Source organism: Bacillus sp. J41TS8 (assembly GCF_018333035.1).
In the GTDB taxonomy this organism is placed as follows: domain Bacteria; phylum Bacillota; class Bacilli; order Bacillales; family Bacillaceae; genus Bacillus; species Bacillus paralicheniformis.
In genome coordinates this window covers 1-24,663 of the sequence record NZ_BORF01000022.1, presented here as the reverse complement: position 1 = coordinate 24,663, position 24,663 = coordinate 1, and the positions used below count along the sequence as shown (strand labels likewise).

The window sequence follows — 24,663 nt, the reverse complement described above, 5'->3', positions numbered from 1 at the left end:
TCAGCATACTGAGGGGGAGCATCCTAATTTCCCCTCATTCTAGCACAAAAGACGTAACCGCGGGAGGATTACGTCTTGCGTATTTATTCTTCTTTTTCCTCTTCAGTGCCTTTTTCTGGTTCCTCAACGTCTTGAGCGGCTGATTCGGCTTCCGTTTCTTCCTGCTTTTGAGGAGGAAGAATGGATGCAACAACTTCATCAGGCTCATGGTTGTATGAATAATCGCCTGTAGACGGAATATCGCCGACGGTTAGAACATCGTTGACTTCGAGACTGGAAATCTCGACCTCGATCGTTTGCGGAATGTTCTTCGGCTTCGCTGTGACAGACAGCTCGTAAAGCGGCTGCTGAAGAACACCGCCCTGTTTAATGCCCTCTGCTTCACCCGTAAGGTTTACAGGAACCGTCGCCTCCATTTCCGCTTCCATATCAACCACTTTAAAATCGGCATGTACGATTGAATCTTTTAATGGATCCGTCTGCAGCTCAGTCACCATAACAGAGTGCTGGTCTCCGTTTATATCCAAGTTGATAATCGTATTTTTGCCCTCAGCGCGCAAGATTTTTAAAAGCTCGATACTGTCTAACGCAACGGATTTGTTTTCCAGGTTTCTTCCGTAAATGACACCCGGCACATACCCGGATTGCCGGATCTTCCTTAAAGAAGACCGTCTGGAATCCGTTCTTTCTTCCGCTTTTAAAATTGCCATGTTCAGCACCATCCTATCGTTAGATTGGTCTTTCTAAAACCATACCCATAACGACAAAACTTTAAACCAGAATCAGCAAATTAATCGAACAGGAAGCTGACAGATTGTTTTTCATGCACACGAATAATCGCTTCTGCCAGAAGCGGTGCAACAGAAAGCTGCTTGAACTTCGCGATTTTCTTTTCTTCAGGAAGCTCAATGCTGTTGGTCACAACGAGCTCTTTAATTTTCGAATTGTCGATTCTTTCGATTGCCGGACCGGAAAGAACCGGGTGTGTACAGCATGCATACACTTCCTCTGCGCCGCTTTCGACGAGCGCATTGGCCGCAAGCGTAATCGTTCCTGCCGTATCAATAATATCATCAATTAAAATGGCTGTTTTTCCTTCAATATGTCCGATGATATTCATAACCTCGGCTACATTCGGCTTAGGTCGGCGTTTATCGATAATCGCAATCGGCGCTTTCAAGCGGTCCGCCAATTTGCGGGCACGCGTCACACCGCCGTGGTCAGGGGACACGATCACGACATCCTTGAAATTTTTCTCTTCAAAATAATTACCTAAAATCGGAACACCCATTAAATGATCGATCGGTATATCAAAGAAACCTTGGATTTGCGGCGCGTGCAGATCAAGTGCAATCACACGGGTAGCTCCGGCGGTTTCCAGCAGGTTTGCCACCAGTTTGGCTGTGATCGGCTCACGGGAACGGGCTTTACGGTCCTGACGGGCATAGCCGTAGTAAGGCATCACGATATTAATCGTTTTCGCCGACGCGCGTTTCAGCGCATCCACCATAATCAAAAGCTCCATAATATGCTCGTTCACCGGTGCGCTTGTCGATTGGATGACATAGCAATCGCAGCCGCGGATGCTTTCTTCAATATTAATTTGGACCTCACCGTCGCTAAAGCGTTTAACAGAACTCTTTCCCAGCTCAACTCCGACGGCATCTGCGATTTCCTTCGCAAGACCCGGATTTGAGTTTAAAGAAAAAATCTTCAAATTGTCGTCTTCATATTTAGACATGGTAAACCTCCGATTTAGGATTATTTTTTGTGTATGTTCTCAGCGTAGTCTTCTTTGTTGACTTGTCTTGCTCTGGCAATAGACAAAGCCCTGCCTGGTACATCGTCGGTAATCGTTGAACCCGCAGCTACGTATGCGCCTTCGCCGATTGTCACCGGAGCGACCAAATTGGAGTTGCAGCCGATAAATGCCCCATTTTCAATCTTCGTTTTGAACTTATGTTTCCCATCATAATTTACGGTAATCGACCCGCAGCCAAGATTGACATCCGTTCCGATTTCCGCGTCCCCTATGTAGCTTAAATGAGATGCTTTGCTGCGATCACCAAATTCCGATTTTTTCACTTCGACGAAATTCCCGATCCTTACCTCATTGCCGATCTTTGAATCGGGTCTGATATGAGCAAACGGCCCAATCGTAACATCGTCACCGACTTCACTGTTCACGACAACGGACTGCTTAATAACCGTTCTGCTGCCGATCGTACTGTTTTCGAGTTCGCTGTTCTGTCCGATGACCGCGTCCTCACCGATGACAACCCGCCCTTTAATAACGGTGCCGGGATAAATCACGGTATCTCTGCCGATGACGGCTTCCGGTGAAATATATGTGTTGTCGGGGTCGATTAAGCTTACGCCGTTTCGCATGTGGCGTTTATTGATCCGCTGCTTCATATAAATTTCCGCTTGTGAAAGGGCGACTCTGTCATTGACTCCGAGCGTTTCCTGGAAGTTGCCAGTCTGATAAGCGGCTACAGTTTCACCTTGATTTTTCAAGATCTCAATGACATCCGGAAGATAATATTCCCCTTGTACGTTGTCATTGGAAACCTGCTCGATCGTTTGAAAAAGAGCTTCGTTGTCAAAACAATAAGTTCCTGTGTTAATTTCTTTGACAAGTCTTTCCTCGTCTGTTGCATCTTTATGTTCGACAATTTTTGCAACATCGCCGTTTTCATTGCGAATAATGCGTCCGTAGCCTGTCGGATCCTCCGCTACAGCGGTTAAAATCGTCACTTTTGCTGCTTTTTTCTGGTGCTCATTGAGCATGGCTTCCATCGTTTCGGCAGTTAAAAGCGGTGTATCTCCGCAAATGACGATAGTCGTTCCTTTTTCGCTTCCAAGAATCGACTTGGCCTGCTTAACGGCATGGGCTGTTCCGAGCTGTTCAGCCTGCAGGGCATATTCGCTTTTTTCCCCGAGCTGTTTTTTGACATCTTCGGCTCCATGTCCAACTATTGTGACAAGTTTTTCTAATGATAGCTTGCGAGCTTCGTCGACAACATGCTCGACCATAGGTTTTCCGCAAACCGGATGAAGAACTTTATAAAGCTTTGATTTCATTCTTGTTCCTTGACCAGCTGCTAACACAACTGCAAACCGCTTATCCATGTATTGGCCTCCATTATCCCTATTATCCATAGAAAAATATATCCTAAATATGAGTTGATTTCAAGCAAGCCAAAATGAGAAATCAGAAAATCAATACAGCATATTTTGGATATTCAGAGTATATTTAGGATTCACTGATCAGGGAGACAAATTGATTCCTTCGGGATGGGATTCTCAAACCGCCATATGTTTTACCTCCTTTTTCTGTTTATACGCAATCACAAACCATATATTGTCATTTTATTATGATAAGATTATTTTTTTTCAAAACAAAAAGGGCTTATCCATAAGCCCTTCTTTTTTTAAGAAGCTCCAGCTTCTTCATATTCTATTTCCTCAACGTCACCCAAACGATGATATTCATTTAACACCGCGTCCTGAATTTTTCCGCGGGTGCTTGAGTTGATTGGATGAGCGATATCACGAAATTCTCCATCAGGTGTACGCTTACTTGGCATCGCAACGAAAAGACCATTGTTTCCATCAATTACACGAATATCATGCACTACAAATTCGTGATCCAGCGTGATGGATGCAATCGCTCTCATGCGACCATCGGTATTCACGCGGCGTAATCTTACGTCGGTAACTTCCACAGTAGTTCACCACCTTTTCCCAATATAAAAACATTAGTGTAACTATTCAACGGTTTTTTTTGTTTTCCTGCATAATTAAAAATATTTTTGTAATATTGGGATAAAAAAACACTGAATTGACAAATTTTCCAAACAAAAAAGATGATTTTGGAGACCAAAACCATCTTTTCGGAGTTTTTTCTATTTTACTAATGCGACGACTTCTATTTCAACGAGCGCGTCTTTCGGCAGCCTTGCCACCTCAACACATGATCTCGCCGGTTTGTGGGTATCGAAGTACTGTCCGTAAACTTCATTCACCTCTGCGAACTGATTCATATCCGCCAAAAACACAGTTGCTTTGACGACAGTCTCCAGAGAGGCGTTCGCTTCTTTCAGCACGGCTTTTAAATTGCGGAAAACTTGATGCGTCTGTTCTATGATGTCTCCAGTCACCATTTCACCCGACGGGGTCAGTGGAATTTGCCCTGAACTGTAAAACATATTATTGACAACAATTCCTTGTGAATACGGTCCGATCGCCGCCGGTGCTTCTTTTGTCTGAACAACCTTTGTCATCTCAAACTCCCCATTTCCTATTCATTGTCTGCAAAAAAACGCTGAAAGTTTCCGTTTTGGATTTCCACCTTTTTTTCCTTCATATCAATTTCAGAAAGAGTCAAAAGGGACATGTACTCATCGACCAGTCGCTCCTTGACTCCCTGAGCCTCCACAAGAACACCGATGCCTGCTACATGGGCATTGAATTCCTCGAGAAGATTGATCATACCGTTGATCGTTCCTCCCGCTTTCATAAAGTCGTCTATAATCAAAACGCGCGAGCCCGTCTGCAAGTTGCGTTTTGCAAGAGACATCGTCTGAATGCGGTTGGAAGATCCAGACACATAGTTAATGCTGACCGTTGAACCTTCAGTTACCTTATTGTCTTTTCTGACGACCACTGTCGGCACATCAAGGTAGCTGGCTACCGCATATGCCAGAGGAATTCCTTTTGTCGCCACCGTCATCACGACATCGATCTCCCTGTCTGAAAAAGCTGAAGCAAAAATCTTGCCGGCCTTCGTTAATACAGAGGGCTTGCCAAGGATATCGGTTAAATACAAATATCCGCCGGGCAATATCCGTTCCGAATCGATCAATGACTCACCGAGCGACTTTACAAATTCCTCCGCTTCATCGCGTTTTACCTTTGGAATGTATTTAACGCCGCCTGCTGCTCCCGGCACGGTCTGAAGCGTCCCGATCCCCTGCTGCTCGAAGGTCTGCTTAATAATGGTTAAATCTTCACTAATGGATGATTTAGCAGATTGATACCGTTCTGAAAAGAAGGTTAATGGCACTAAGACATGCGGATGGGTCAACAAATAATTTGTCAGATCCACCAATCTGCCGCTTCGACGAAACTTCATGCACTTACCTCCAAAATCCGAATATTTTTAAAAATAATATAACTTAACATACGGATTTAATCAAGTTCATTTTGTTCTCCGATCATCCGCACCGCATAAACCTGATCGCAAAACCCTCTTAATCCGTTATAGATTCTTTGTACTTTTGATTCGTATTGAACCAATCCGAACACAGTGGGGCCGCTCCCGCTCATCAGCACAGCATCGGCGCCAAACCGCTTCATTTGATTTTTGATCATCGCGACTTCGGGATGCATATTCAATGTAACAGATTCGAGAACATTGCCGAGTTTGTCGCACATTTTTTGAAAATTCTTCTCTTCGATCGCAGAAATCATACCTTGAACATCCGGATGTTCAATCTCATCGACTTTTAGCTGCTTGTACACTTCTGCAGTTGATACGCCGATCGTCGGCTTTGCCAGCACAACCCAGCAGTGCGGCGGAGTCTCGATATGACGGATTTTCTCTCCTCTTCCCGTTGCAAGAGCCGTTCCTCCATGTACGCAAAAGGAGACATCAGATCCGATCTCAGCGCCAAGCTCAGCCAGTTCATTCATCGAAAGCTTCAAATCCCACAGCCGGTTCAGCCCTCTGAAGACGGCAGCCGCATCGCTGCTTCCTCCCGCAAGCCCCGCAGCAACGGGAATCACTTTCGTAATAAATATAGAAACACCTTTTTTAATGCCGTATCGTTCTTTCATGAGCATTGCAGCCTGATAAGCAAGGTTTCGCTGATCGTCGGGAACAAAGCGGTTATGCGAAGAAACCGTTACTTTATCTTCTGCCAGCTCGGTTAATTCAATCCGATCCGCCAAATCAATTGTCGTCATGACCATCTCTACTTCATGATACCCATCTGGACGTTTGCGGCGAACGTCGAGCGACAAATTAATTTTAGCCGGCGCCTTCTCTAAAATACGCAATCCATTCACCTACTTCTCCATCTAAACATAAGTATCCACATTGTAACATATTTTGAAGTACAGGACGTACAAATGCATGCGCCCGCGCAAGACGCCGCGCCTTTAGCATGCGGTCATTTTCCATACAAGTACAAATGCATGCGCACGTGCAGGACACCGCGCTCTTAGCATGCGGTCATTCCCGCAGATCGCGATTGCCCCCTTCAGCGAATCCTTAAGGCGTTTGCAGCACCTGATCGGCTGAATGCAGATCAATGAAAAAAACGGAGGACAGAAGCGCCCTCCGTATGTCACTGTTTTAATGATTTTGCTGGTTTTGAGCCATATGCTGTTCGGCTAATTCAATGGCCCTCTTCACCATGTTACCGGCGTCTCTGGCCCGAATTCCGCCCCAGCCCTCGGTTTTTACCGTGTCGTAAAATCCAAGATCCTTAGCCAATTCATTTTTGAATTCCTCTGACATGATGCTTCGACGTCTGCCCATGCGAAACAGCCCCTTTCAAGTATCATACCATCCGTCTGACTCATCATAAAACAAGTGACATGTATTAGCTTTGCTCGATTTGTGCAGAACTTCCCCGAAAAATTCTGGATAAAAAAAGGCAAAACAAAAAGCAGCAAACATAAAGTCCGCTGCTTATTAAAGGGCTACTGAGCTGGTTTTATCATCAGAAAATCTCAATTCAACCGTCTCAGTAAGAATATCCGCATAACTGTATGAAACTCTTTCAAACGAATTCTCGTCTTGGTCTAGTTGTATCACAAAAACAGAAGGGTACGTCTCAGCTAAAATGCCCGAACGCTCAATCGTTTTTCGGCGGCCACCGTTTGCTTTTAACGTCAGCCTTTTTCCCAAATGTCCATCAAGCGATCTTTTAATATCGGACAACGTTTTCGCCATTGCATCCACCTCACTATATTCAGTATACACCAGAAGCCCATTTTTGTCAAATAAAATTTAAATTATATCAACGTTCATAAGCCTCTGTCAATAAAATATTTGTGACAAATTATACGCCGACTTTCCCTTATTTTCCTCATTTTTCGTTTCATTATGTATGTTTTTTTAAAAAAAGGTAAAAACATTCGGCTGTATGGCAAAAACCCGCCATCCGGCGGGCTCGTTTAATCGTTTTCTTTTGTTTTATATGGCATTCCGATTCTCAATACGCCTCGCGTCTCAATGCCTCCGAGTCCCTTTTCCCTCGTCAGGGTGTTTCTGAGCACTTCCCAGACGTTAATGCGGTCCATAAACGGAGTGAAGCTGATTTTTGCGACTATATAGACCGGATCAAGCGCATGGATGTTGACTCTTGACGGAGAGCTTGCAAAATTTGCACCGGCTCTGATCAGTGATTCAAAATGGGACTGGCATGCGCCTGCAAAAATGACAAGCTGATCAAGATGGGGAATTTTTTTTCTCGCTTTTTGAACGGTTTCGATAAAATCTTTTGAATGCCTGTAGGCATCCAGATTGTTAATATCACCCTTCTGCTTAGAATAGGCATCGTGTCCGGTGATGACGAGAAGATCCGGGCGGTACTCATCGATCAGTTCCTCGATGACCGATGACATTTTCTTTTCATAACAATGAATGCCGTATACAGGAACCCCGATCTTTTCATAGAGCGCCAGACATTTTTTTAAATAAGCCGAATCCCCGTCTAAATGAAGGACTCTTCCAGGCATATGAAAGTACTGCTGTTGATTGTTATATTGGTTTGTGGCGCGATACTCATGTTTATTGTGAAGGAGTTTGTAATCCTGGCGGAGAAGATCGAGGGATTCCTTCATTCTCGATTCTTCTTCCCGCTTTCTCATCTGCCGCTCAGCCTCGCGGACCATCTCCAGGTCCGTTAAATATGCGTCAGCGATTAATCTGACCTCATCTCCGTGCAAAACGGCCACAGGTTCTCCATTTGCCGATTGATCAATTCGTATAATTCGAAATAAGATATCTCTTCGATAAGATTTTCTGACGACCATATCGCCTATTTTAAATTGCATGCTTTTCACTCCACACATAGACTAAGCCCCATCCTGATGAATATAAAGCAATGAAAAGTAAAGGTGCTTCTTTAGCCTATGTGCCCGCCCTTCAAGTGGTGAACGGATGACAAGCCTGATCAGGCTTAAAGCCCGGCTTCAAATAAAAAAAGCCCTCCATTAAAGAAGGACTGCTCTCAAGCGGTCAGATAAGACGGCGAACTCTTCAATGCTCAGCGATTCTCCGCGTCGTTTTCCGTCGATTTGTGAATCCTGAAGCGCTCTTTCAATTTTTGATTTATTCTCTTTGCCATTCGGCAGGTTGTTAACGAGGTTGTTGAAAAGCGTTTTTCGGCGCTGTGCAAAGCTGGATTTTACGACTTGAAAGAAAAAGGCTTCATCTTGAACCGCGACAGCAGGTTCTCCCCTCAGCGTCAGCCTGATGACCGCGGAATCCACGTTAGGCTGAGGGACAAATACAGTCTTTGGCACATTCATGACCGTTTTGGCTTCGGTATAAAACTGAACCGCGATGGAAAGGGACCCGTATTCCTTTGTAGAAGGTTTCGCAGCCATTCGGTCCGCTACCTCTTTTTGAAGCATGACGACGATCCCTTTCAGCGGCAGATTTTCTTCTAAAAGCTTCATGATGATCGGAGTCGTGACGTAATACGGGAGGTTGGCGACAACCATCACCTCATCGCAGTCTTGAAACTGCTCGTCCATTACCGCCCGGACATCGGCTTTCAGGACATCCTGGTGAATGACAGTCACATTATCATACGGAGAAAGCGTATCTTTTAAAATCGGCAGGAGCCTTTGGTCGATTTCGAAGGCCGTCACTTTCTTCGCACGCTTTGCCAGCTGCTCGGTCAATGCCCCGATCCCCGGACCGATTTCAATCACGCCGGTACGCTCCGTCACTCCCGCATGGTCGACAATTCTGTCCAATATGTTCGTATCAATCAAGAAGTTCTGCCCCAGGCTTTTTTTGAATGAAAATCCGTATTTATTGAGAATTTCCTTAGTTCTAATTGGGGTGGCGATATCTTTATTCATGCTCTTCCTCCCGCAGCACAACATCCAGTGCGCTTAAATAATCACTCTTTTTGATCTGAAACATTTGCAGCCGCTTTTGAAGCTGTTTCCCATTTGTATAGCCGATATTCAATATCTCGCCGAGCCGCTCCCGCCTTTGTTTTGCCAGAGGGCCCCCGATCAGGCCGGCTTCGATTAAATCCCGAGCCTCAATCTCAGGTTCCGTCGCCTCCATTTCCTCCTGAACGGTTTTTAAGCATTCGCGGATTGCCTCAAGCGAAGCATGTTCAACACCGATTCCGCGCTTATTTTTAGGCTTTGCCAAATGCTTGGGTAAAAATGCATGCTTGCAGCCGGGGACTTTTTCTGCAATCGTTTTTCTGATTTTTTCCCCCGGGAAATCAGGATCGGTTAAAATAATGACCCCGCGCGTTTCCTGGGCAAGCCGAATCCGTTTGATGACGTCTTCCCCTATGGCAGATCCGTTCGTTTCAATCGTATCAGCATCAACAGCCGATTTGATTTTTGCTGTGTCATCACGGCCTTCGACAACAATAATTTCTTTAATCTTCATTTCTTCCTCCGTATAGTGAAAAACCTTTTATTACATTTTTAAAATTATTGAAACCTTTTTGTAACAAAACCGTCTAATTAATTAGAAAACAAGATGGATCTATTATAACCAAAAAAACAGAGGGCGCAAAATCCCTCTGCTTATATAAGAAGCGTAATAAATGATATTTAGTTCAACACCTTGATTTTAACTCTTTTGTTACCCCAGCGGTAAGCTGTAGACTTACTCGGAAAGAATACATCGATTTTACGGCCTTTGATGGCTGAGCCTGTATCGGCTGCAACCGCGTAGCCATATCCTTCTACATGTACTTTAGAACCCAGCGGAATGACGCTCGGATCGACAGCGATCACTTTAGCACCCGGATTATTTTTCAAGTTAACGCCGGTCGCAGTGTGGCCAGAGCATCCGTTGCAGCTTGCCGTATAAGCTGTAGAGGATACATAAAATTCTTTTCCTGAGGATTGATTTCCGCGCGATACATTCGCGCTGACTGTAGCCACTGCGGCTTGCTTTGTACCGACAGCAATGATTTTGGCTTTGCTTTCAGCGGCTGTTTCCTCTTTAACCAGTTCTCTGGAAACTTCCTTGCCGTTTTTCATCACAACGGCATAGTGCTTTTTAAGCTTGCCATGTTTACCGTCCCGTACAACTTTTTCTTTCCCCTTTTCAAGTGAATCGTCCTCTTTTTTGCGGACTTCAAAAGGGATGTTCTCTTCCACTACATCGGTGACTTTTTTGATACGAGTAATGTGAATCGCCTGATCTTTTGTCAGCTTTTTATCAAGCGCAGGCTTAACTTCATCATCGCCTTTTATGCTGATCTTATGATGTTTTAAAAAGTCAGCGACCGTAGTCGAAGTCGTCCATATATCTTTATCTTTACCGGCATCCTTTACGGTTACTTTAAAAGCCCTTTGCAAAGTCAGCTTCATGTCTTTCGTTATTTCTTTATCAACTGAGGGTTCAATTTGATCGTGTTCCGCCAACTCTAGATTTAAATCTTTCAGCAGTTTGCCGACAGTACCCGCTGTTGTCCAGATTTCTTTTTCCTGTCCGTCGACCGCGAAATGAACAGGTTTTGCGGCAACATACTCAACATTCGTGTTCGCCGTTAATTTTGTATCTTCAGCGGGAGAGATGTGATCTTCTTTCCTCGTCTCGATGTCTAAGCTTTTCAGCAGTTCACCTACGGTTTCAGCATTCGTGCGAACATCCTGCTTTTTCCCGTTTATCGAAATGGTGACTTGCTGTTTAGCGAGCTCATGTGCTCCGTAAGCAGTTCCGCTTCCTGCGACAAGCAGTCCAGCAGCAATCAGTATCCATCTGCTTTTGCTAAGCTTTACGGAAAACAGCTTTTTCATTTTTTGTATGATGAAAAACGCCTCCTTCTCCTCGGGGAGATTATATAGAGTATCTACAAGCCTGTCAACCCTCCTCTCTATTTCTCCGCAAGCCCGCCATCTCTTTTATTATGGGAAAACCACCTCATAAAAGAAAGAAAGACTTGTCGACAAAGATATCCTATGAGTGCAAACAGACATGTAGAACTTTTTAGAACCGTCCCCCGAAGAGACAAGCTTGAACAAGGCTCGATATCAAATCGTGTCAGCTGATGCCGAAAAGTTTTTTTGCATTTTCTGTGGTGATGGCCGCTATTTCTTCATAAGTCATCCCTTTCAATTCAGCAATTTGTTCGGCGACAAGCTTCACATAGCTTGGTTCATTCCGCTTTCCTCTGTATGGATGCGGCGTTAAATACGGGCAGTCCGTCTCAATTAAAAGTCGGTCATTTGGTATTTGTTTGACCACTTCCTTCGGCTTTTTGGCATTTTTAAATGTGACGGGACCGCCGAAAGATAGGTAGAAATTCATGTTTATGCACTCTTGTGCAATTTCGGCGCTTCCGGTATAACAGTGCATGATCCCGCCGACTTCCTCGGCCCCTTCTTCCCGCAAAATAGAAACGACATCCTCTGTTGCATCACGGTTGTGAATCACGATTGGCAAGCCGACTTCTTTTGCCAAAGCAATCTGTTTTCTGAACACCTCTTTTTGAACGTCCTTCGGCGACTTATCCCAATGATAATCAAGTCCCATTTCACCGATCGCCACAACTTTTTCATGGGCAGAGAGGTCTTTGATCCAAGCCAAATCTTCATCGGTCATATCAATTGCATCAACCGGATGCCACCCGATGGCAGCATAAATAAAATCGTATGCTTCAATCAATTCCATTGCGCGCTTAATCGTCGGACGATCGAATCCCACAACAACAATGTGCTCCACTTTTTCTTCCTTTGCCCGAGCAATGACTTCTTCCAAATCCTCATTAAATTGCTCGGCATTTAAATGTGCATGTGTATCAAATAACATCAAAATGCCACCTTTTTTAGATATTGTCGAAAAACAAAAGGTGTTCGACGAAATGTTACACGTGGAACACCCTTTGCCAACATTTATTTGATTCGCGTTCCGTTTGATAATGAACTGTCTACCGCTGCAAGCGACAGAACGCCGTTGTCTTCTCCAGCCAATATCATGCCTTGAGAAAGTTCTCCTCTTAGTTTGACCGGTTTTAAGTTTGTTACACAAATGACTTTCCGGCCGACAAGCTCTTCAGGTTTGTAGTGCTTGGCAATTCCTGAAACGACCTGGCGTTTTTCAAAGCCCAAATCAAGCTGAAGCTTTAACAGACGGTCCGCTTTTTTGACGGGTTCGGCATGGATGACTTCAGCCACTCTCAGCTCCGTGCTCATAAAATCGTCTATCGTGATTTCCGGAAGCCTTTCAATTGCTTTTTCCTCTTGTTTCGGTTCTTCTTTTGGAGCCGTTCCCTGCATTTTTGATTTGATATAAGCGACTTCGTCTTCCGCTTCAAGACGCGGGAACAACGGTTCTCCTTTTTGAACTTTGACCGATTTCAGCTGGCCGAAGCTTTTAATGCTGTCCCAGTTTTTCAATGACGCATCCGTAACACCGAGCTGTGCAAAAATCTTTTCAGGCGTCTGCGTTAAGAACGGCTGCAGCAATACAGCAGTGATGCGCAACGACTCTGCCAAATGGTACATGACCGATTGAAGATCTTTTTCTTTGTCCTTATCTTTTGCCAGTACCCATGGGGCTGTCTCGTCAATGTATTTATTCGTTCTGCTGACAAACTGCCACAATGAAGAAAGTGCTACAGAAAATTCCATATTTTCGATCGCCTGTTCGTACGCTTCAATTGTCTTTTGTGAGAATGATGACAACTGTTCGTCAAAAGCGGTAACCGGGCCTTCGTATGACTGAACCCGGCCGTCAAAGTATTTGTTGACCATGGCGACCGTTCTGTTTAACAGGTTGCCTAAATCATTCGCTAAATCATAGTTAATCCGCTCGACAAATCCTTCCGGTGTAAATACGCCGTCAGAACCGAACGGCACTTCGCGAAGAAGATAGTAACGCAATGCATCAAGTCCGTATTTGTCGATTAATGTGACTGGATCGACCACATTTCCTTTTGATTTAGACATTTTTCCGTCCTTCATCAGCAGCCATCCGTGGGCAAAAACTTTTTTCGGCAGCGGAAGGTCCAATGCCATTAGCATAATCGGCCAGTAAATGGTATGGAAACGGACGATCTCTTTACCGACAAGATGAACGTCTGCCGGCCAATATTTTTGATAATTTTCATCGTTTGCCGTATTAAAGCCAAGTGCCGTAATGTAATTAAACAGCGCGTCTATCCAAACATAGATGACATGCTTCGGGTTGCCGGGCACTTTTATTCCCCAGTCGAACGTCGTCCGGGAAACAGCCAAATCCTCAAGACCCGGTTTGATAAAGTTGTTGATCATTTCATTTTTGCGGGATTCAGGCTGAATGAATTCAGGATTTTCTTCATAGAAAGCGAGCAGCCGGTCCGCATATTTTCCCATGCGGAAGAAGTAAGATTCCTCTTTGATTAACTCAACGGGATGGCCGCTGTCAGGACTTTTTCCTCCGATTACCTCGCCTTTTTCGTTTCGCTCAACATCAACGAGCTGGGTTTCGGTGTAAAACGTTTCGTCAGGTATGCTGTACCAGCCTTCATATTCATCAAGATATATATCACCATTGTCAAGCAGCTTCTGAAAAACCTTTTCGATCACGTTTTTATGACGTTCCTCTGTCGTCCGTATGAAATCGTCATTGGATATGTCGAGCTTTTTCCAAAGCTGCTGAATGTCTTCTGCCGCACGATCGACCAATTCCTGCGGAGTAATATTTTCCTTCTCCGCCGTTTGCTGGATTTTTTGTCCGTGCTCATCTGTACCTGTTAAGTACCTGACATCAAAGCCTCTCAGTCTTTTATACCGAGCCATCGCATCACCGGCAACGGTTGTGTAGGCATGTCCAATATGTAGCTTTCCACTTGGGTAATAAATGGGTGTAGTGATGTAAAACGTATTTTTTTCTTGCGGCATGATGGAACCTCCCAATTAAAATGTCAAAAAACTCCCGCCCAAAGGACGAGAGCGGCATGTGTATTCATTCAGTATATACTCAATATATAATCCCTCTTTATATGATACCATCTTAGCCTTCAAGTTCAAGAAAATATACATTGTCGATCCATCATGAATACGGTCGATTACAAATTTTTTAACAGAAAGAAATATTATACTTCGACAAAAAAATGCTTTCATTGTCGAATAATGTCGTATATAATCGATATGAGGAAAAACCTTAGTTCGAAAGTCTTGATTTAAGGGCTTTTTTTTGATTGATCCTACTGTTTTATCATCTTCATTTCCCTTGTTACATCAGTTCTTCCAAGGTCTTTTGACTATATGATCTAATTTTTACAAACAATAGAAAAGAAAATGATTGACGTTTATTGGAAACCTTGTTATGCTAGGACTGTAAGGATTTTGTCGAATAATGACGAAGATAATAAACACCTATAAAAATAACAATCTTTCGGGAGGAGAATGAATATGAAATCTACAGGTATTGTACGTAAAGTTGATGAGCTAGGACGCGTGGTGATTCCGATCGAACTTCGCCGTACGCTTGGAATCGCGGAAAAAGACGCTCTTGAAATCTATGTAGATGACGAAAAAATCATCTTGAAAAAATATAAACCAAACATGACTTGCCAAGTTACAGGTGAAGTTTCTGATGACAACCTTAAACTTGCAGGCGGTAAATTGGTTCTTAGCCCTGAAGGTGCTGAGCAAATCATTAACGAAATTCAAGCACAACTTCAATCTCAAAAATAATTATTTTGATTATACAAAAACCGCTCTTGCCGAAGCAAGGGCGGTTTTTTTAGTATTGAATATGATAAGCGTCATAAATCTTCCGTTTCGGAACGCCGCGGTCTACCGCGGTTTTTTTAATGGCTTCTTTTGAATGATATCCTTCGCTGATATAATGCTCGACATGTTCTTTTTCTGAAAGGTGCTCCCACCAGAACGATTCTTCGATCGTTTCTTCACGGCTTCCCTCGATCACAAGGCAAAACTCTCCGCGCACCTGTTCCTGTTCAGCCCATTTGAGTGCTTCTTCGATCGAACCTCTGATAAACTCTTCAAATTTTTTCGTGAGTTCCCTTGTCAATGCGATTTGCCGGTTGCCGAATACCTCTCTGATGGCTGACAAGGTTTCTTTCAGCCGATGCGGGGACTCGTAAAAAATCATCGTCTCCTGTCTGTTTTTCAAAGCCTCGAGCTGTTTTTTCCTTTCCCGTTTGTTACGGTCCAAAAAACCGAAAAAGAAAAACGGCTGCGGCGCAATGCCTGAGGCTATCAGTGCGGTCAAAGCGGCATTTGCACCGGGCAAAGGCACGACATAACCGCCCATTTCGATAAAATCGCGGACGATTTCAGCCCCGGGGTCAGATATTGTCGGCATTCCGGCGTCACTGACCAGCGCGACATTTTTACCTTCTTTCAGCCATTCCAAAATTTTGTGTCCGCTGCTTTCTTTATTGTGTTCATGGTAGCTGACAAGCTGTGTCTCGATTTCGTATACATGGCACAATTTCTTCGTCTGCCTCGTATCCTCCGCAGCGATAATGTCCGCCTCTTTCAACACAGAAACCGCTCGAAATGTCATATCCTCCAAATTGCCGATGGGTGTCGGAACGAGATATAACATGCCCATGTCTGATTTTTGGTCAAAGCTCTTTTGCCGGTTGATAATCAACACCCTCCCGTCTTTTTTCTTCTATATAACGTTCTTTGTTCTTTCTCGATAATTTTTTAAAATAGTATTCGGCCTGCATCGCCTCTCGCTTTGTTGAAAAGCACTCTGCATAATGGAGTTTTACCGGCAGCCTTGCCCTCGTATACTTCGCGCCTTTCCCGTCATTATGGGTTTTCAGGCGCTTCTCGATATTGTTTGTATAGCCGGCGTACAAGCTACCGTCCCGGCACGAAAGCACGTAAAAATAATGGCTACTCGTCTCCATATAAAATCTTCCTTATTTCAGGTGTATATTGATCTTGTTCATCATATACGAATAAAGGAGGCAGAATTTTCAGGTCAGGCCGGCCGTCTTTTATTCCTTCCACTAAAATGGTGTTGGCCTCTTTACTTTTTTTCGGGTAAACAAACTGGACGCGCTTCGGCTCGATTTGGAAGGCCTTCATCAATTCAAAGATTTCGAGCAGCCTCCCCGGCCGGTGAACGAGAGCGAGTTTGCCGCCCTGCTTTAACAGCTTGCTGCTGACGCGAACGACGTCTTCAAGCGTGCAGTAAATTTCATGTCTGGCAATGGCCAGATGTTCATTTAAGTTTTGCTCCGTTTTTTGCGGCGTCTTGAAATAAGGAGGATTGCATGTGACGACATCAGCTTTATTATATCCGAGCACCTGCGGCATATTGTTCAAGTCGTCCCTGATGAGATGAATCTGTTTTTGTAGGTTATTGTATTCCACGCTGCGGAGAGCCATGTCATACAGCCTTTCCTGAATTTCCACCCCGGTGATCGCGGCTTTTGTGCGGGTGCTGAGAAGCAGCGGAACAATCCCGTTCCCTGTGCACAGATCAATGATGTTTCCTTTTTGTATCGGAACATATGCAAATTTCGACAGCAGAACGGCGTCTAAGGAAAACGCAAAAACTGTCGGGCTTTGCACGATTTTCATATCTTCTGCAAGTAAATAATCCAGTCGTTCATCGTCTTTTAATTGAATCATGTCTTTTCCCTTTCCTAAACACATTGTACCGTTAAAAAGGCTTCCGTTCCGCCGGAAGCCTTTCTTATTTTTTATTTAAGAACGAGAGGCAGAACAGGCAGTCTCCTTCTTTGCGAACACTTCCGTAATGGATGTTGCAAATATGGAAACCCTCCTGATACAGGCGCGCCAAATTATCATGGCCTTCTCCAATATCAGCATGCCCTGTCTTTTCTGCTTTTATCTCTTTTTCATCGGATTTTGCGTTTTTTAGCCTTTGATCCGTTTCCTCCAGCCTCTTGCGCAAATGCTCGTTTTCAAGCTGTAAATGATTGTTTTCTTCAATCATTTCCCCGATATGCTGCTTGAGATCTCCAAGCTGGCGGTAAAGGGACCCGATTTGTTCTTCTAAACTTATCACTGTATCAAACAATTCTTTTTTATCCAAGGTTTCACACCTCGTTAATCTGTGGTTTGTGCAGATACGACACCTTCTTGCAACAGCTCATCCCACGTATATTCAACGACTTTGTCACAGTCTGTCAGTTCAACTTGGAGAATGCGTTCAAGAATATTCAAGCCGACGACTTTTGCCGGGCCGTTGGACGTGGCGATCACTTCCCCAATATCCGGAAGCTGTTCTTTTGCTGTTTCGTATTCATCGTTTTCATATTTCAGACAGCACATCAGCCGTCCGCATAGTCCGGAAATCTTCGTCGGATTCAGCGACAGATTTTGATCCTTTGCCATTTTAATAGACACGGGCTCAAAATCACCTAAAAATGTTGAACAGCAAAGCATTCTTCCGCACGGTCCGATGCCGCCCAGCATCTTCGCTTCATCCCTGACGCCGATTTGCCTCAGTTCGATTCTCGTTTTAAAGATTGACGCCAAATCTTTGACGAGTTCTCTAAAATCGACTCTTCCGTCAGCCGTAAAATAAAAAATGACTTTGTTGCGGTCAAAAGTGAATTCCACATCGACCAGCTTCATCTCAAGGCCGTGCTCGTTAACCTTTTTCTGGCAGACATCAAAGGCGGACAGCGCAGCTTCTTGATTCTCTTCAACGATCAGGCGGTCGCGCTCATCCGCAACTCTGATCACTTTTCTTAAAGGCAGTACGACATCGTTCTCGTCTACTTTCTTGTTGGCGATGACAACCTGCCCGTATTCAACACCGCGAACCGTTTCGACGATCACACAGCTGTCTTTATCTATCTGAAATCCGTTCGGATCGAAATAATATATTTTGCCCGCTTTTTTAAAACGGACACCAATAACGTTGTACAAGCTTATCCCTCCTGCAGCATTAAAACCAAGTGCTCCATTAATCCTTGAGCATTCACATTGGAATAAAGCCGTTTTTTTGCTTCTAAAACAGCAAGTATCTGGTTTGTCACTCTTTGTTGTGTTGTTTGCAGCGCATGCTGTTTTAATGATTGGAATAAGTCCTGAAATAGTATTTTATCTTCATGTCCCAACTGAATGGACAACACGTCGCGATATATAAATAAAAGCATATCAAGACCCATTTCTTGGTGGTCTTTCTCCTTGAAAAAGGGCATCCACTGATCTTGAATATAGAAAAAAGCATGTCCTTTTCGCTGGTGTAAGACTTCATACAATTTTATCACTTTCGCTCGCGACTCTGCAAACTGATCATTTCGACTCAATTCGAGCGCTTCCGATAAATTGTTTGTCATATTCGACAAAAGGGCAGCAATATTCGGTGAGACCTCTTGTTTGATCAGTTCCTTTTCAATTGATTCGGGCTGCAACGACTGAAAGGATAAAACTTGGCATCTCGATATGATCGTATCGAGCAATTTTTGCGGCTGTTCCGTTAAAAGAACAGCGATTGTATCGCTGCTCGGCTCCTCTAAAAACTTCAGAAGGCTGTTCGCCGCATTGACCGTCATTTGATCGGCATGGGAGATAATGTACAGCTTTTTATGCGATTCCAAACCGGTCTTTGAAAACTCTTCCTGAAGCGCCTGAATTTGTCCCTTTTTAATCGAAAGTCCGTCCGGATGCACGACGTGAACGTCCGGATGGTTTCCTGATTCAATCCGCTGGCAGTTCCGGCACGACTCACATGGCTCCGCTCCGTCTTCAAGGCAAAAAAAGCTTTTTGCCAGAAGGGTTGCCGCGTCTAATTTGCCCGTCCCTTTGCGCCCTTCAAATAAATAGGCATGGGCAAGCCGGTTTCTTTCTATACTATTTTGCAAAAGCTTCATGACCCGTGGCTGAAGCTTCTGCATTTCTGTCCAGGTTGTAGCCATACCATCACTCTCTATGTGTAAAGGTTTATCAGTAAACCCTTGATTTCGCCAATCTGTTCTAAAAGTTCGATAGAAGATTTTTCTTGGTCCATCAGGTCCTCTGTTAATTGCACAAGCTTTTCGTCCAGTTCTTTTACAATGCTCAATGTCCGGCTGTTTCCGTACAGATCGAAGCTTCTTGAATTCTCCACCGTCAGCCCGTTTTCAACGGTCTCTTTTACAAATCGTTTGATCAAGCCTTTGAATCTGGCCAAATCCTTGAAGTTCCTCGACTTTGATAAGCGTTTTCCGAACGCTTCAATATCTGTTAAAAGCATTGTCAACTGTTCAACTCGTAGCTTGCCGCTTTGTATATTCATCTTCTCTTTAAATGAAGCAGAAACGTTTTCTCCTCTTGCAGGCGGAGTCTGCTGTTTCTCTATCATTGTACGCAGTTCTTGACTTATTTTCATATCCTCAACCCTTAAAATTGATGGAATTGCTCGATCGGCAGTACAAAAACGGTTGCTCCGCCCACTTCAACTTCAACGGGATAAGGAACATATGAATCGGCATTTCCGCCCATTGGAGAAACAGGGGCAATCAGCTGATCGCGCTTGCTTCCGTTTTCTTTTATCAAGCTTAAAGCTTTGTCTACTCGAATATCATCTACACCCAACATGAAGGTTGTGTTTCCCGATTTCAAAAAGCCGCCGGTTGACGCCAGTTTAGTCACGCGAAAATTGTGATCGGTTAAAGCCTTTAAAAGCCTATTGCTGTCTTGGTCTTGAACAACAGCGATAATTAACTTCATATGAAAAGCCCCCTTTTGGATGGAAACACTTAAGGATACTCTTGCTACCATTATAACAATGAATGGTAAACAGGTCACAACTGATTTTCTTTTAATGCTTCCTTAATGATGTTATTTACCCTTTTTAACACATGTTCAACATTCTGACTGGCATCCACGATCCGAAATCGGCCGGGAAACCGGTTCATAACTTCTTTATAGCCTTTTTGAACAAGTTGATGAAAATGGAGTTTTTCCAGATCAAGCCGGTTCTTCTCTCTGGCATGATTTATATTGATCCGCTTCATTCCCTCTTCCGGGTCGATGTCGAAATAAATCGTCATATTAGGCATCATATTGCCGATCGCAAATTGATTAACAGAAAATACTTCATCAATGCCGAGTCCCCTGGCATACCCCTGATAAGCAAGTGAACTGTCGATGAACCGGTCGCATAAGACGATTTTTCCTTTTTCAAGCGCCGGTTTTACTTTTTCGACAAGGTGCTGCCTTCTTGCGGCTGCATATAATAAGGCTTCGGTTTTTGGATCCATAGCCGTATGACTTGGATTTAAAATAACCTCGCGAATTCGTTCAGATATTTCAATGCCGCCCGGTTCTCTTGTCGCGAGAACAGAATAGCCGTTTTTCGTCAATTGGTCTGCCGCAGCCTGAAGGATTGTCGTTTTCCCCGCACCTTCAGGCCCTTCAAAAGTAATAAATAATCCGTTCATGATTTCTCCTCTTCTATATATACAGTTAATTGCTTTTGTTTGAGCTGATTGCTGCCCTGAATGTGTACATTCAGGTCGACGAGCCGCGTCAGCCGGCTGATCGTCTCTTTTGTTATTCTCTCACCCGCCATAATCAACGGAATACCCGGAGGGTACGGTATGACCGGTTCCGCGCTTATTCTGCCCGCGGCTTCCGTAAAAGGAACCGATTCTTTTTTGAAGGCTGACAACTTGCTTTTCCGGTAAGGCAAAGCTGTGACTTTTTCAGAAGGGATTCCGATTCCGGCAGGATAATCGTGTTGAACAGCTGTATCTCTGATTTCTTTGCCGATTGTGCTGATCAGTTCCGGCGCAGGCTTGTTTTTTCCTTCAAGCGGCAGGATCAACAGGACTTGCCTTTCATCTGCCAATTCAGGATGGATGCCGTTTGCTTCAAATATGGATTTCAGTTCAAAACCGGAGTGGCCATACGCTGATCTGACAGACAGCTTAAGCGGATCTTGCTGGATACCGGCATCAGCCGGCTCGACGATCTCGGCTCCGTTTATTTGAGAAAAGGCTTCTCTCATGTTGAGGAGCTCTTTCTCAATATCGGCTGTTCGATTTGTTTTCAAGATATTTTCGGCGTATGCCCTAGCTATATCCAAAGATGCCATGATTGGATAAGAAGGACTGCTGCTTTGAAGTACAGAGAGATAGTATGCCAGTCTGTCCCTGTTCACCCTGCGGCTGTTAATATGCAGATAAGATCCCATTGTCATCGCCGGGAGCGTTTTGTGCGCAGACTGAACGACAACATCGGCGCCCGCTTTCAGCGACGACTGGGGAAATGGATGGTCCAGCACAAAATGAGCGCCGTGAGCCTCGTCGACTAGAACGGGAATGTCGTGTTGATGGGCCTCTTCTATGATCGGCTTCAGATCAACAGCATGTCCGTAGTAATTGGGATATGTCAGCACGATTCCTTTAGCGTGCGGATATTGTGAAATTGCATCTTTTGCCGTTTCGTACAATATATGTGTGGGAACGGCCATCGCCTCATCAATTTCCGGCGTCAAAAAAACCGGATGGGCGCCTGAAAGTTCAATCGCATGAAATACAGACTTATGGCAGTTCCGCTGAACAAGTATCGTGTCACCCGGCTGACAAACAGCCATGATCATCGCCAGATTCCCGACGGTCGAACCATTGACGAGAAAAAAACTTTCTTCCGCGCCATAAAGCCGCGAAACTAAATCCTGCGCTTCTTTGATGACGCCTGATGGCTCATGCAAATCATCCAGACCCGTCAGTTCAGTTAGATCAACTTTGAGAATCGTTTCGAAAAAGGTTTTCGCTTCATCAAAAAAGACATCTCCATTGTGATGTCCCGGAACGTGAAAAGAATAATGATGTCCTTCAGCATGGTTCACCAATGCTGTATATAAAGGTGTCTTCATATAACCGATCCTTTAGTCATCTTCTCTATTTTCTTCGTCACCCTCGTGCTCCCGGATGACGGTATGACATTCTGCATTTATTATACCCTTCAAGGCGGATTACATAAAGGGCGGACGTTTTGGTAAATGTTTATCTTGCTTATGATAAACGGTTTTGGTTTTCTTTCATGTCCAGCAGCTTAGCCTTGAGACCATCTTCCATTGCCCTTATTTCTTCTTCTGCCTGAAGGCGCTTTGAACGGCCATCTTCTTGAATTTTAAGCGTCTCCTCAAGCGTTCCGATCAGATTGTCCTGCACTTGTTTCAATGTTTCGATATCGATAAAGCCGCGCTCATTTTCCTTGGCAGTTTCGATCGTGTTGGCCTTCAGCATCTCGGCATTTTTCAAGAGCAGTTCGTTTGTTGTGGCTGACACCTTTTTTTGAGCTTCTACGGCTCGGCGCTGCCTCAACAGAGTAAGCGCAATGGCAACCTGATTTTTCCAAAGAGGAATTGCTGTCATAATCGATGATTGGATCTTTTCCGCCAGCACTTGATTTGTGTGTTGGATTAAACGGATTTGCGGGGCGCTCTGCAGTGTAATTTGTCTGCTCAATGTTAAATCATAAACCCGCTTTTCCAGCCGGTCGGCAAACTGAATCATATCATTTACATCCTGAACGGCCATATGATGATGTTCTGTTTTCGATTTCTCTTTTAATTCGGGAATGGTTTGATGTTTTAATTCTTCAAGCTTCAGCTGACCGGCTGCAATATAGACATTCAGCGCTTCATAATATTCTTTATTTTTTTCATACAGCCGTTCGAGCATCTTATTATCATTGATCAGCGTGCTTTTGGAATGCTCAAGTTTTACGCTGATTCTGTCTATTTGGGCGCCGGTTTTTTGATACCTTGATAAGACTTCTTGAACAGAATGGGATACTCTTCCGAAAAAACGGGAAAAAAAGTTCCTTTTTTCAGTTTTCAATTCATCAGGGCTGACCTGTTCAAGCTTTTTCATTAGGTCGCTTAAGACCTGCCCAATTTCACCAATATCTTTTTTTTGGACGTGCTCAAGCATCTCGTGTGAAAAATTCAAGAGTTTGGATTGAGCTTGCGTTCCATACAGAGTCATGCTGTCATGTTGTTTTGGATCGATCTGTTCGGCCAGTTGGAATGCTTGCCGGCGTTTTTCTTCGGATAACGTATCAACCAGATTTACTTGCTGCCCGCGGTGTTCTTCCTCCATGCCGGAAACAGACTTTTCTCCTTGTCCAAAAGGATCGGAAAGCAAATCATCAATTTTAAGCTGTGCGCCAGTTTTGTGTAACGATGGTTTATATTCGCTCATTTTCAGCTTTCCTCCGTCAGCCTTTTTTCATTGAATGCTTTGCGACGTCCAGTTCAAACTCCAAGTGGTCAATGTCTGTTTTCAGCAAGTCATAAAGGTCGTCTTCCAATTGCTTGGCAAGCTTATCGATCATCATGCGTGTTTCGCTTAAAGAAACTTCAAGCTTCGCATTACGTTTTGGCTGTGACGCCAAAAACGCATGCTTTTCCGTCAGTTCAACAATTGAATCAAGGCTTTGATAATAAAAGCGTTCAACCTGGTAAAAACGCTTTGGTTCGTTCTTTGTGATGCTGTAAATTTTTCTGACGATACGGAGAATTTCTATATTTTGTTTAATCGTTTGAATGTTTTTGACTGCGAACAAGGCTTTTCTTAACCGGGCGATTTTCAGCTTAGCTTCCCGCAGATTTTGCTTTATATAGGTATATTCCCGCCGTGTAAGCTGGTTTTCTTTTAAAAACAAATAGGTTCCGTACCATTTCCCGCCAAGATAAACGGCAACCCAGGTTCCGGCTGCATAAGCGGAAGACAGCAGAAAAGTCTGGTTAAGCGCGAAGAAGCTGGTGAACCAAAGGAGCACGGACAATGCACTTGCAGCAGTTGCACGAAGCATAAAATGAAGAATCGGTTTCATTACACCACTACTCCTAATATATAAATTTCTTTTTTTATGATAAATCGGTCGTTTCTTTATACTACTTTCTTATACGGATATCGGCTAAACAAAGTTTCAGCTCGAAAATCATGGTGTATAGCAAAAAAGACACCTTAACCGTGTCTTCATCACTTTCATTATACCTTTGATCCATACAGACTTAAAGGCTTAAAAAAAAGACCTAAAACGGTCTAAGAATATAATGGCGGTGTCCGGAGACTCTTTAATTTTTTGACATAGTCAGAGTACTCAGGATCTGATGTTGATGTAGATATAATCTTTTTCTCACAATCCGAACATAAAAATTTCGTATAAAGGTGAATGCCTTCGGTTTTATTTTCCTCACAAATGATACACGTTTCCCCATGATTAGACTTACTCATCCATTCCACCTCCATGGGTTTCAGTATGCCCAAAGAACAACATTTGTATACAAAATTAAGAATGTTTTTGAAGGTTAGATTAGTATATGTAGTCAGGAAAGGTTAGGTGTTTGTATCAATGAAGTTCCGACAAAAAAGACCAGCTGATATCAGCTGGTCTTTTTAAGTGCTTGGCGGCGTCCTACTCTCACAGGGGGAAGCCCCCAACTACCATCGGCGCTGAAGAGCTTAACTTCCGTGTTCGGCATGGGAACGG

28 protein-coding genes, 1 rRNA gene and 1 pseudogene are annotated in these 24,663 nt (G+C 44.0%); 1 reads left to right on the top strand and 29 read right to left on the bottom strand.

Features of this window, described 5'->3' with window-relative positions:
* Window positions 1-83: 83 nt before the first annotated feature.
* The 15 genes and pseudogenes from KI350_RS21550 to metG form a co-directional block, all read right to left on the bottom strand.
* Window positions 84-710, bottom strand: a complete 627-nt coding sequence (locus KI350_RS21550; RefSeq protein ID WP_065643994.1) for a 50S ribosomal protein L25/general stress protein Ctc — start codon at window positions 708-710, stop codon at window positions 84-86.
* Window positions 711-790: 80 nt separating this feature from the next.
* On the bottom strand, window positions 791-1,741 hold the full coding sequence (locus tag KI350_RS21545) for a ribose-phosphate diphosphokinase (RefSeq protein WP_043926224.1): 951 nt from the start codon (window positions 1,739-1,741) through the stop codon (window positions 791-793).
* 20 nt (window positions 1,742-1,761) lie between these two features.
* Complete coding sequence (gene glmU, locus KI350_RS21540) at window positions 1,762-3,132, bottom strand: bifunctional UDP-N-acetylglucosamine diphosphorylase/glucosamine-1-phosphate N-acetyltransferase GlmU (protein WP_035337507.1); 1,371 nt, start codon at window positions 3,130-3,132, stop codon at window positions 1,762-1,764.
* Between the two features lie 302 nt (window positions 3,133-3,434).
* Window positions 3,435-3,728, bottom strand: coding sequence for a septation regulator SpoVG (gene spoVG / locus KI350_RS21535; protein WP_003178198.1), 294 nt, complete (start codon window positions 3,726-3,728; stop codon window positions 3,435-3,437).
* Window positions 3,729-3,908: 180 nt separating this feature from the next.
* Window positions 3,909-4,286 (bottom strand): 2-iminobutanoate/2-iminopropanoate deaminase, encoded by a 378-nt coding sequence (ridA, locus tag KI350_RS21530; protein ID WP_065643993.1) that lies wholly within the window; start codon window positions 4,284-4,286, stop codon window positions 3,909-3,911.
* A pseudogene (purR, locus tag KI350_RS21525) lies at window positions 4,284-5,137 on the bottom strand (pur operon repressor); the annotation flags it as partial. The gene ridA and the pseudogene purR, both read right to left, overlap by 3 nt.
* A 56-nt stretch (window positions 5,138-5,193) precedes the next feature.
* Window positions 5,194-6,063, bottom strand: coding sequence for a 4-(cytidine 5'-diphospho)-2-C-methyl-D-erythritol kinase (gene ispE / locus KI350_RS21520; protein WP_025809574.1), 870 nt, complete (start codon window positions 6,061-6,063; stop codon window positions 5,194-5,196).
* A gap of 298 nt (window positions 6,064-6,361) precedes the next feature.
* A complete protein-coding gene (locus tag KI350_RS21515; RefSeq protein WP_003178189.1) occupies window positions 6,362-6,547 on the bottom strand; it encodes a small, acid-soluble spore protein, alpha/beta type in 186 nt (61 codons plus the stop codon).
* Between the two features lie 156 nt (window positions 6,548-6,703).
* Complete coding sequence (gene veg, locus KI350_RS21510) at window positions 6,704-6,964, bottom strand: biofilm formation stimulator Veg (RefSeq protein ID WP_003178187.1); 261 nt, start codon at window positions 6,962-6,964, stop codon at window positions 6,704-6,706.
* 224 nt (window positions 6,965-7,188) lie between these two features.
* A complete protein-coding gene (gene yabG / locus KI350_RS21505; protein WP_023855980.1) occupies window positions 7,189-8,070 on the bottom strand; it encodes a sporulation peptidase YabG in 882 nt (293 codons plus the stop codon).
* Window positions 8,071-8,229: 159 nt separating this feature from the next.
* Window positions 8,230-9,108, bottom strand: a complete 879-nt coding sequence (gene rsmA, locus KI350_RS21500; RefSeq protein WP_020449803.1) for a 16S rRNA (adenine(1518)-N(6)/adenine(1519)-N(6))-dimethyltransferase RsmA — start codon at window positions 9,106-9,108, stop codon at window positions 8,230-8,232.
* Complete coding sequence (rnmV, locus tag KI350_RS21495; RefSeq protein WP_020449802.1) at window positions 9,101-9,661, bottom strand: ribonuclease M5; 561 nt, start codon at window positions 9,659-9,661, stop codon at window positions 9,101-9,103. Before rnmV ends, rsmA begins: the two co-directional genes overlap by 8 nt.
* Before the next feature lie 167 nt (window positions 9,662-9,828).
* Entirely contained in the window at window positions 9,829-11,025 is a 1,197-nt protein-coding gene (locus KI350_RS21490) for a G5 and 3D domain-containing protein (RefSeq protein WP_020449801.1), read from the bottom strand.
* Window positions 11,026-11,269: 244 nt separating this feature from the next.
* Window positions 11,270-12,037, bottom strand: coding sequence for a TatD family hydrolase (locus tag KI350_RS21485; protein ID WP_020449800.1), 768 nt, complete (start codon window positions 12,035-12,037; stop codon window positions 11,270-11,272).
* Between the two features lie 83 nt (window positions 12,038-12,120).
* Entirely contained in the window at window positions 12,121-14,109 is a 1,989-nt protein-coding gene (gene metG / locus KI350_RS21480) for a methionine--tRNA ligase (RefSeq protein WP_035337513.1), read from the bottom strand.
* 507 nt (window positions 14,110-14,616) lie between these two features.
* Here metG and KI350_RS21475 point away from each other — a divergent pair.
* Window positions 14,617-14,907: a transition state genes transcriptional regulator AbrB gene (locus KI350_RS21475; RefSeq protein WP_085959887.1), complete on the top strand. Its 291-nt coding sequence runs from the start codon at window positions 14,617-14,619 to the stop codon at window positions 14,905-14,907.
* Between the two features lie 49 nt (window positions 14,908-14,956).
* Here the strand turns inward: KI350_RS21475 and rsmI are convergent, their stop codons facing one another.
* The 14 genes from rsmI to rrf form a co-directional block, all read right to left on the bottom strand.
* On the bottom strand, window positions 14,957-15,832 hold the full coding sequence (gene rsmI, locus KI350_RS21470) for a 16S rRNA (cytidine(1402)-2'-O)-methyltransferase (protein ID WP_065644010.1): 876 nt from the start codon (window positions 15,830-15,832) through the stop codon (window positions 14,957-14,959).
* Window positions 15,807-16,100, bottom strand: a complete 294-nt coding sequence (locus tag KI350_RS21465) for a GIY-YIG nuclease family protein (RefSeq protein ID WP_020449797.1) — start codon at window positions 16,098-16,100, stop codon at window positions 15,807-15,809. The genes rsmI and KI350_RS21465 overlap by 26 nt, the downstream gene beginning before the upstream one ends.
* Window positions 16,087-16,830 (bottom strand): tRNA1(Val) (adenine(37)-N6)-methyltransferase, encoded by a 744-nt coding sequence (locus tag KI350_RS21460; RefSeq protein ID WP_020449796.1) that lies wholly within the window; start codon window positions 16,828-16,830, stop codon window positions 16,087-16,089. Before KI350_RS21460 ends, KI350_RS21465 begins: the two co-directional genes overlap by 14 nt.
* 64 nt (window positions 16,831-16,894) lie before the next feature.
* Complete coding sequence (gene yabA, locus KI350_RS21455; RefSeq protein ID WP_020449795.1) at window positions 16,895-17,257, bottom strand: DNA replication initiation control protein YabA; 363 nt, start codon at window positions 17,255-17,257, stop codon at window positions 16,895-16,897.
* 14 nt (window positions 17,258-17,271) lie between these two features.
* On the bottom strand, window positions 17,272-18,099 hold the full coding sequence (gene ricT, locus KI350_RS21450; RefSeq protein ID WP_020449794.1) for a competence/sporulation regulator complex protein RicT: 828 nt from the start codon (window positions 18,097-18,099) through the stop codon (window positions 17,272-17,274).
* Between the two features lie 2 nt (window positions 18,100-18,101).
* A complete protein-coding gene (holB, locus tag KI350_RS21445) occupies window positions 18,102-19,091 on the bottom strand; it encodes a DNA polymerase III subunit delta' (RefSeq protein WP_020449793.1) in 990 nt (329 codons plus the stop codon).
* Between the two features lie 11 nt (window positions 19,092-19,102).
* Window positions 19,103-19,543, bottom strand: a complete 441-nt coding sequence (locus KI350_RS21440; RefSeq protein WP_020449792.1) for a YaaR family protein — start codon at window positions 19,541-19,543, stop codon at window positions 19,103-19,105.
* An 11-nt stretch (window positions 19,544-19,554) separates the two neighbouring features.
* Entirely contained in the window at window positions 19,555-19,884 is a 330-nt protein-coding gene (locus KI350_RS21435; RefSeq protein ID WP_003178156.1) for a cyclic-di-AMP receptor, read from the bottom strand.
* Between the two features lie 74 nt (window positions 19,885-19,958).
* On the bottom strand, window positions 19,959-20,597 hold the full coding sequence (gene tmk, locus KI350_RS21430; protein WP_020449791.1) for a dTMP kinase: 639 nt from the start codon (window positions 20,595-20,597) through the stop codon (window positions 19,959-19,961).
* Complete coding sequence (locus tag KI350_RS21425) at window positions 20,594-22,036, bottom strand: aminotransferase class I/II-fold pyridoxal phosphate-dependent enzyme (RefSeq protein WP_025809576.1); 1,443 nt, start codon at window positions 22,034-22,036, stop codon at window positions 20,594-20,596. The genes tmk and KI350_RS21425 overlap by 4 nt, the downstream gene beginning before the upstream one ends.
* Window positions 22,037-22,175: 139 nt before the next feature.
* Window positions 22,176-23,369, bottom strand: a complete 1,194-nt coding sequence (locus tag KI350_RS21420; protein WP_025809577.1) for a toxic anion resistance protein — start codon at window positions 23,367-23,369, stop codon at window positions 22,176-22,178.
* Window positions 23,370-23,385: 16 nt separating this feature from the next.
* The gene (locus KI350_RS21415; RefSeq protein ID WP_023855986.1) at window positions 23,386-24,003 is read right to left on the bottom strand and encodes a 5-bromo-4-chloroindolyl phosphate hydrolysis family protein; all 618 of its coding nucleotides are present in this window, start codon (window positions 24,001-24,003) and stop codon (window positions 23,386-23,388) included.
* 212 nt (window positions 24,004-24,215) lie between these two features.
* Window positions 24,216-24,407 carry a sigma factor G inhibitor Gin gene (locus KI350_RS21410; protein ID WP_020449787.1) on the bottom strand — a complete coding sequence of 64 codons (192 nt, stop codon included), beginning with the start codon at window positions 24,405-24,407 and terminating at the stop codon, window positions 24,216-24,218.
* A gap of 168 nt (window positions 24,408-24,575) precedes the next feature.
* Window positions 24,576-24,663: ribosomal RNA gene (gene rrf, locus KI350_RS21405) — 5S ribosomal RNA — on the bottom strand; the annotation flags it as partial.

Coding starts and splice junctions, on each gene's coding strand:
- yabG (WP_023855980.1), bottom strand. CDS start 8,070: ATGCAATTTAAAATAGGCGATATGGTCGTCAGAAAATCTTATCGAAGA.
- rnmV (WP_020449802.1), bottom strand. CDS start 9,661: ATGAAGATTAAAGAAATTATTGTTGTCGAAGGCCGTGATGACACAGCA.
- tmk (WP_020449791.1), bottom strand. CDS start 20,597: ATGAACGGATTATTTATTACTTTTGAAGGGCCTGAAGGTGCGGGGAAA.
- KI350_RS21515 (WP_003178189.1), bottom strand. CDS start 6,547: ATGGGCAGACGTCGAAGCATCATGTCAGAGGAATTCAAAAATGAATTG.
- glmU (WP_035337507.1), bottom strand. CDS start 3,132: ATGGATAAGCGGTTTGCAGTTGTGTTAGCAGCTGGTCAAGGAACAAGA.
- KI350_RS21410 (WP_020449787.1), bottom strand. CDS start 24,407: ATGAGTAAGTCTAATCATGGGGAAACGTGTATCATTTGTGAGGAAAAT.
- KI350_RS21460 (WP_020449796.1), bottom strand. CDS start 16,830: ATGATTCAATTAAAAGACGATGAACGACTGGATTATTTACTTGCAGAA.
- rsmA (WP_020449803.1), bottom strand. CDS start 9,108: ATGAATAAAGATATCGCCACCCCAATTAGAACTAAGGAAATTCTCAAT.
- veg (WP_003178187.1), bottom strand. CDS start 6,964: ATGGCGAAAACGTTGTCCGATATTAAAAGATCGCTTGATGGACATTTG.
- metG (WP_035337513.1), bottom strand. CDS start 14,109: ATGCCGCAAGAAAAAAATACGTTTTACATCACTACACCCATTTATTAC.
- KI350_RS21435 (WP_003178156.1), bottom strand. CDS start 19,884: ATGAAGTTAATTATCGCTGTTGTTCAAGACCAAGACAGCAATAGGCTT.
- KI350_RS21420 (WP_025809577.1), bottom strand. CDS start 23,369: ATGAGCGAATATAAACCATCGTTACACAAAACTGGCGCACAGCTTAAA.
- KI350_RS21490 (WP_020449801.1), bottom strand. CDS start 11,025: ATGAAAAAGCTGTTTTCCGTAAAGCTTAGCAAAAGCAGATGGATACTG.
- KI350_RS21425 (WP_025809576.1), bottom strand. CDS start 22,036: ATGAAGACACCTTTATATACAGCATTGGTGAACCATGCTGAAGGACAT.
- KI350_RS21550 (WP_065643994.1), bottom strand. CDS start 710: ATGGCAATTTTAAAAGCGGAAGAAAGAACGGATTCCAGACGGTCTTCT.
- KI350_RS21465 (WP_020449797.1), bottom strand. CDS start 16,100: ATGGAGACGAGTAGCCATTATTTTTACGTGCTTTCGTGCCGGGACGGT.
- KI350_RS21545 (WP_043926224.1), bottom strand. CDS start 1,741: ATGTCTAAATATGAAGACGACAATTTGAAGATTTTTTCTTTAAACTCA.
- KI350_RS21475 (WP_085959887.1), top strand. CDS start 14,617: ATGAATATGAAATCTACAGGTATTGTACGTAAAGTTGATGAGCTAGGA.
- KI350_RS21440 (WP_020449792.1), bottom strand. CDS start 19,543: ATGAAAATAAGTCAAGAACTGCGTACAATGATAGAGAAACAGCAGACT.
- KI350_RS21485 (WP_020449800.1), bottom strand. CDS start 12,037: ATGTTATTTGATACACATGCACATTTAAATGCCGAGCAATTTAATGAG.
- ridA (WP_065643993.1), bottom strand. CDS start 4,286: ATGACAAAGGTTGTTCAGACAAAAGAAGCACCGGCGGCGATCGGACCG.
- KI350_RS21415 (WP_023855986.1), bottom strand. CDS start 24,003: ATGAAACCGATTCTTCATTTTATGCTTCGTGCAACTGCTGCAAGTGCA.
- holB (WP_020449793.1), bottom strand. CDS start 19,091: ATGGCTACAACCTGGACAGAAATGCAGAAGCTTCAGCCACGGGTCATG.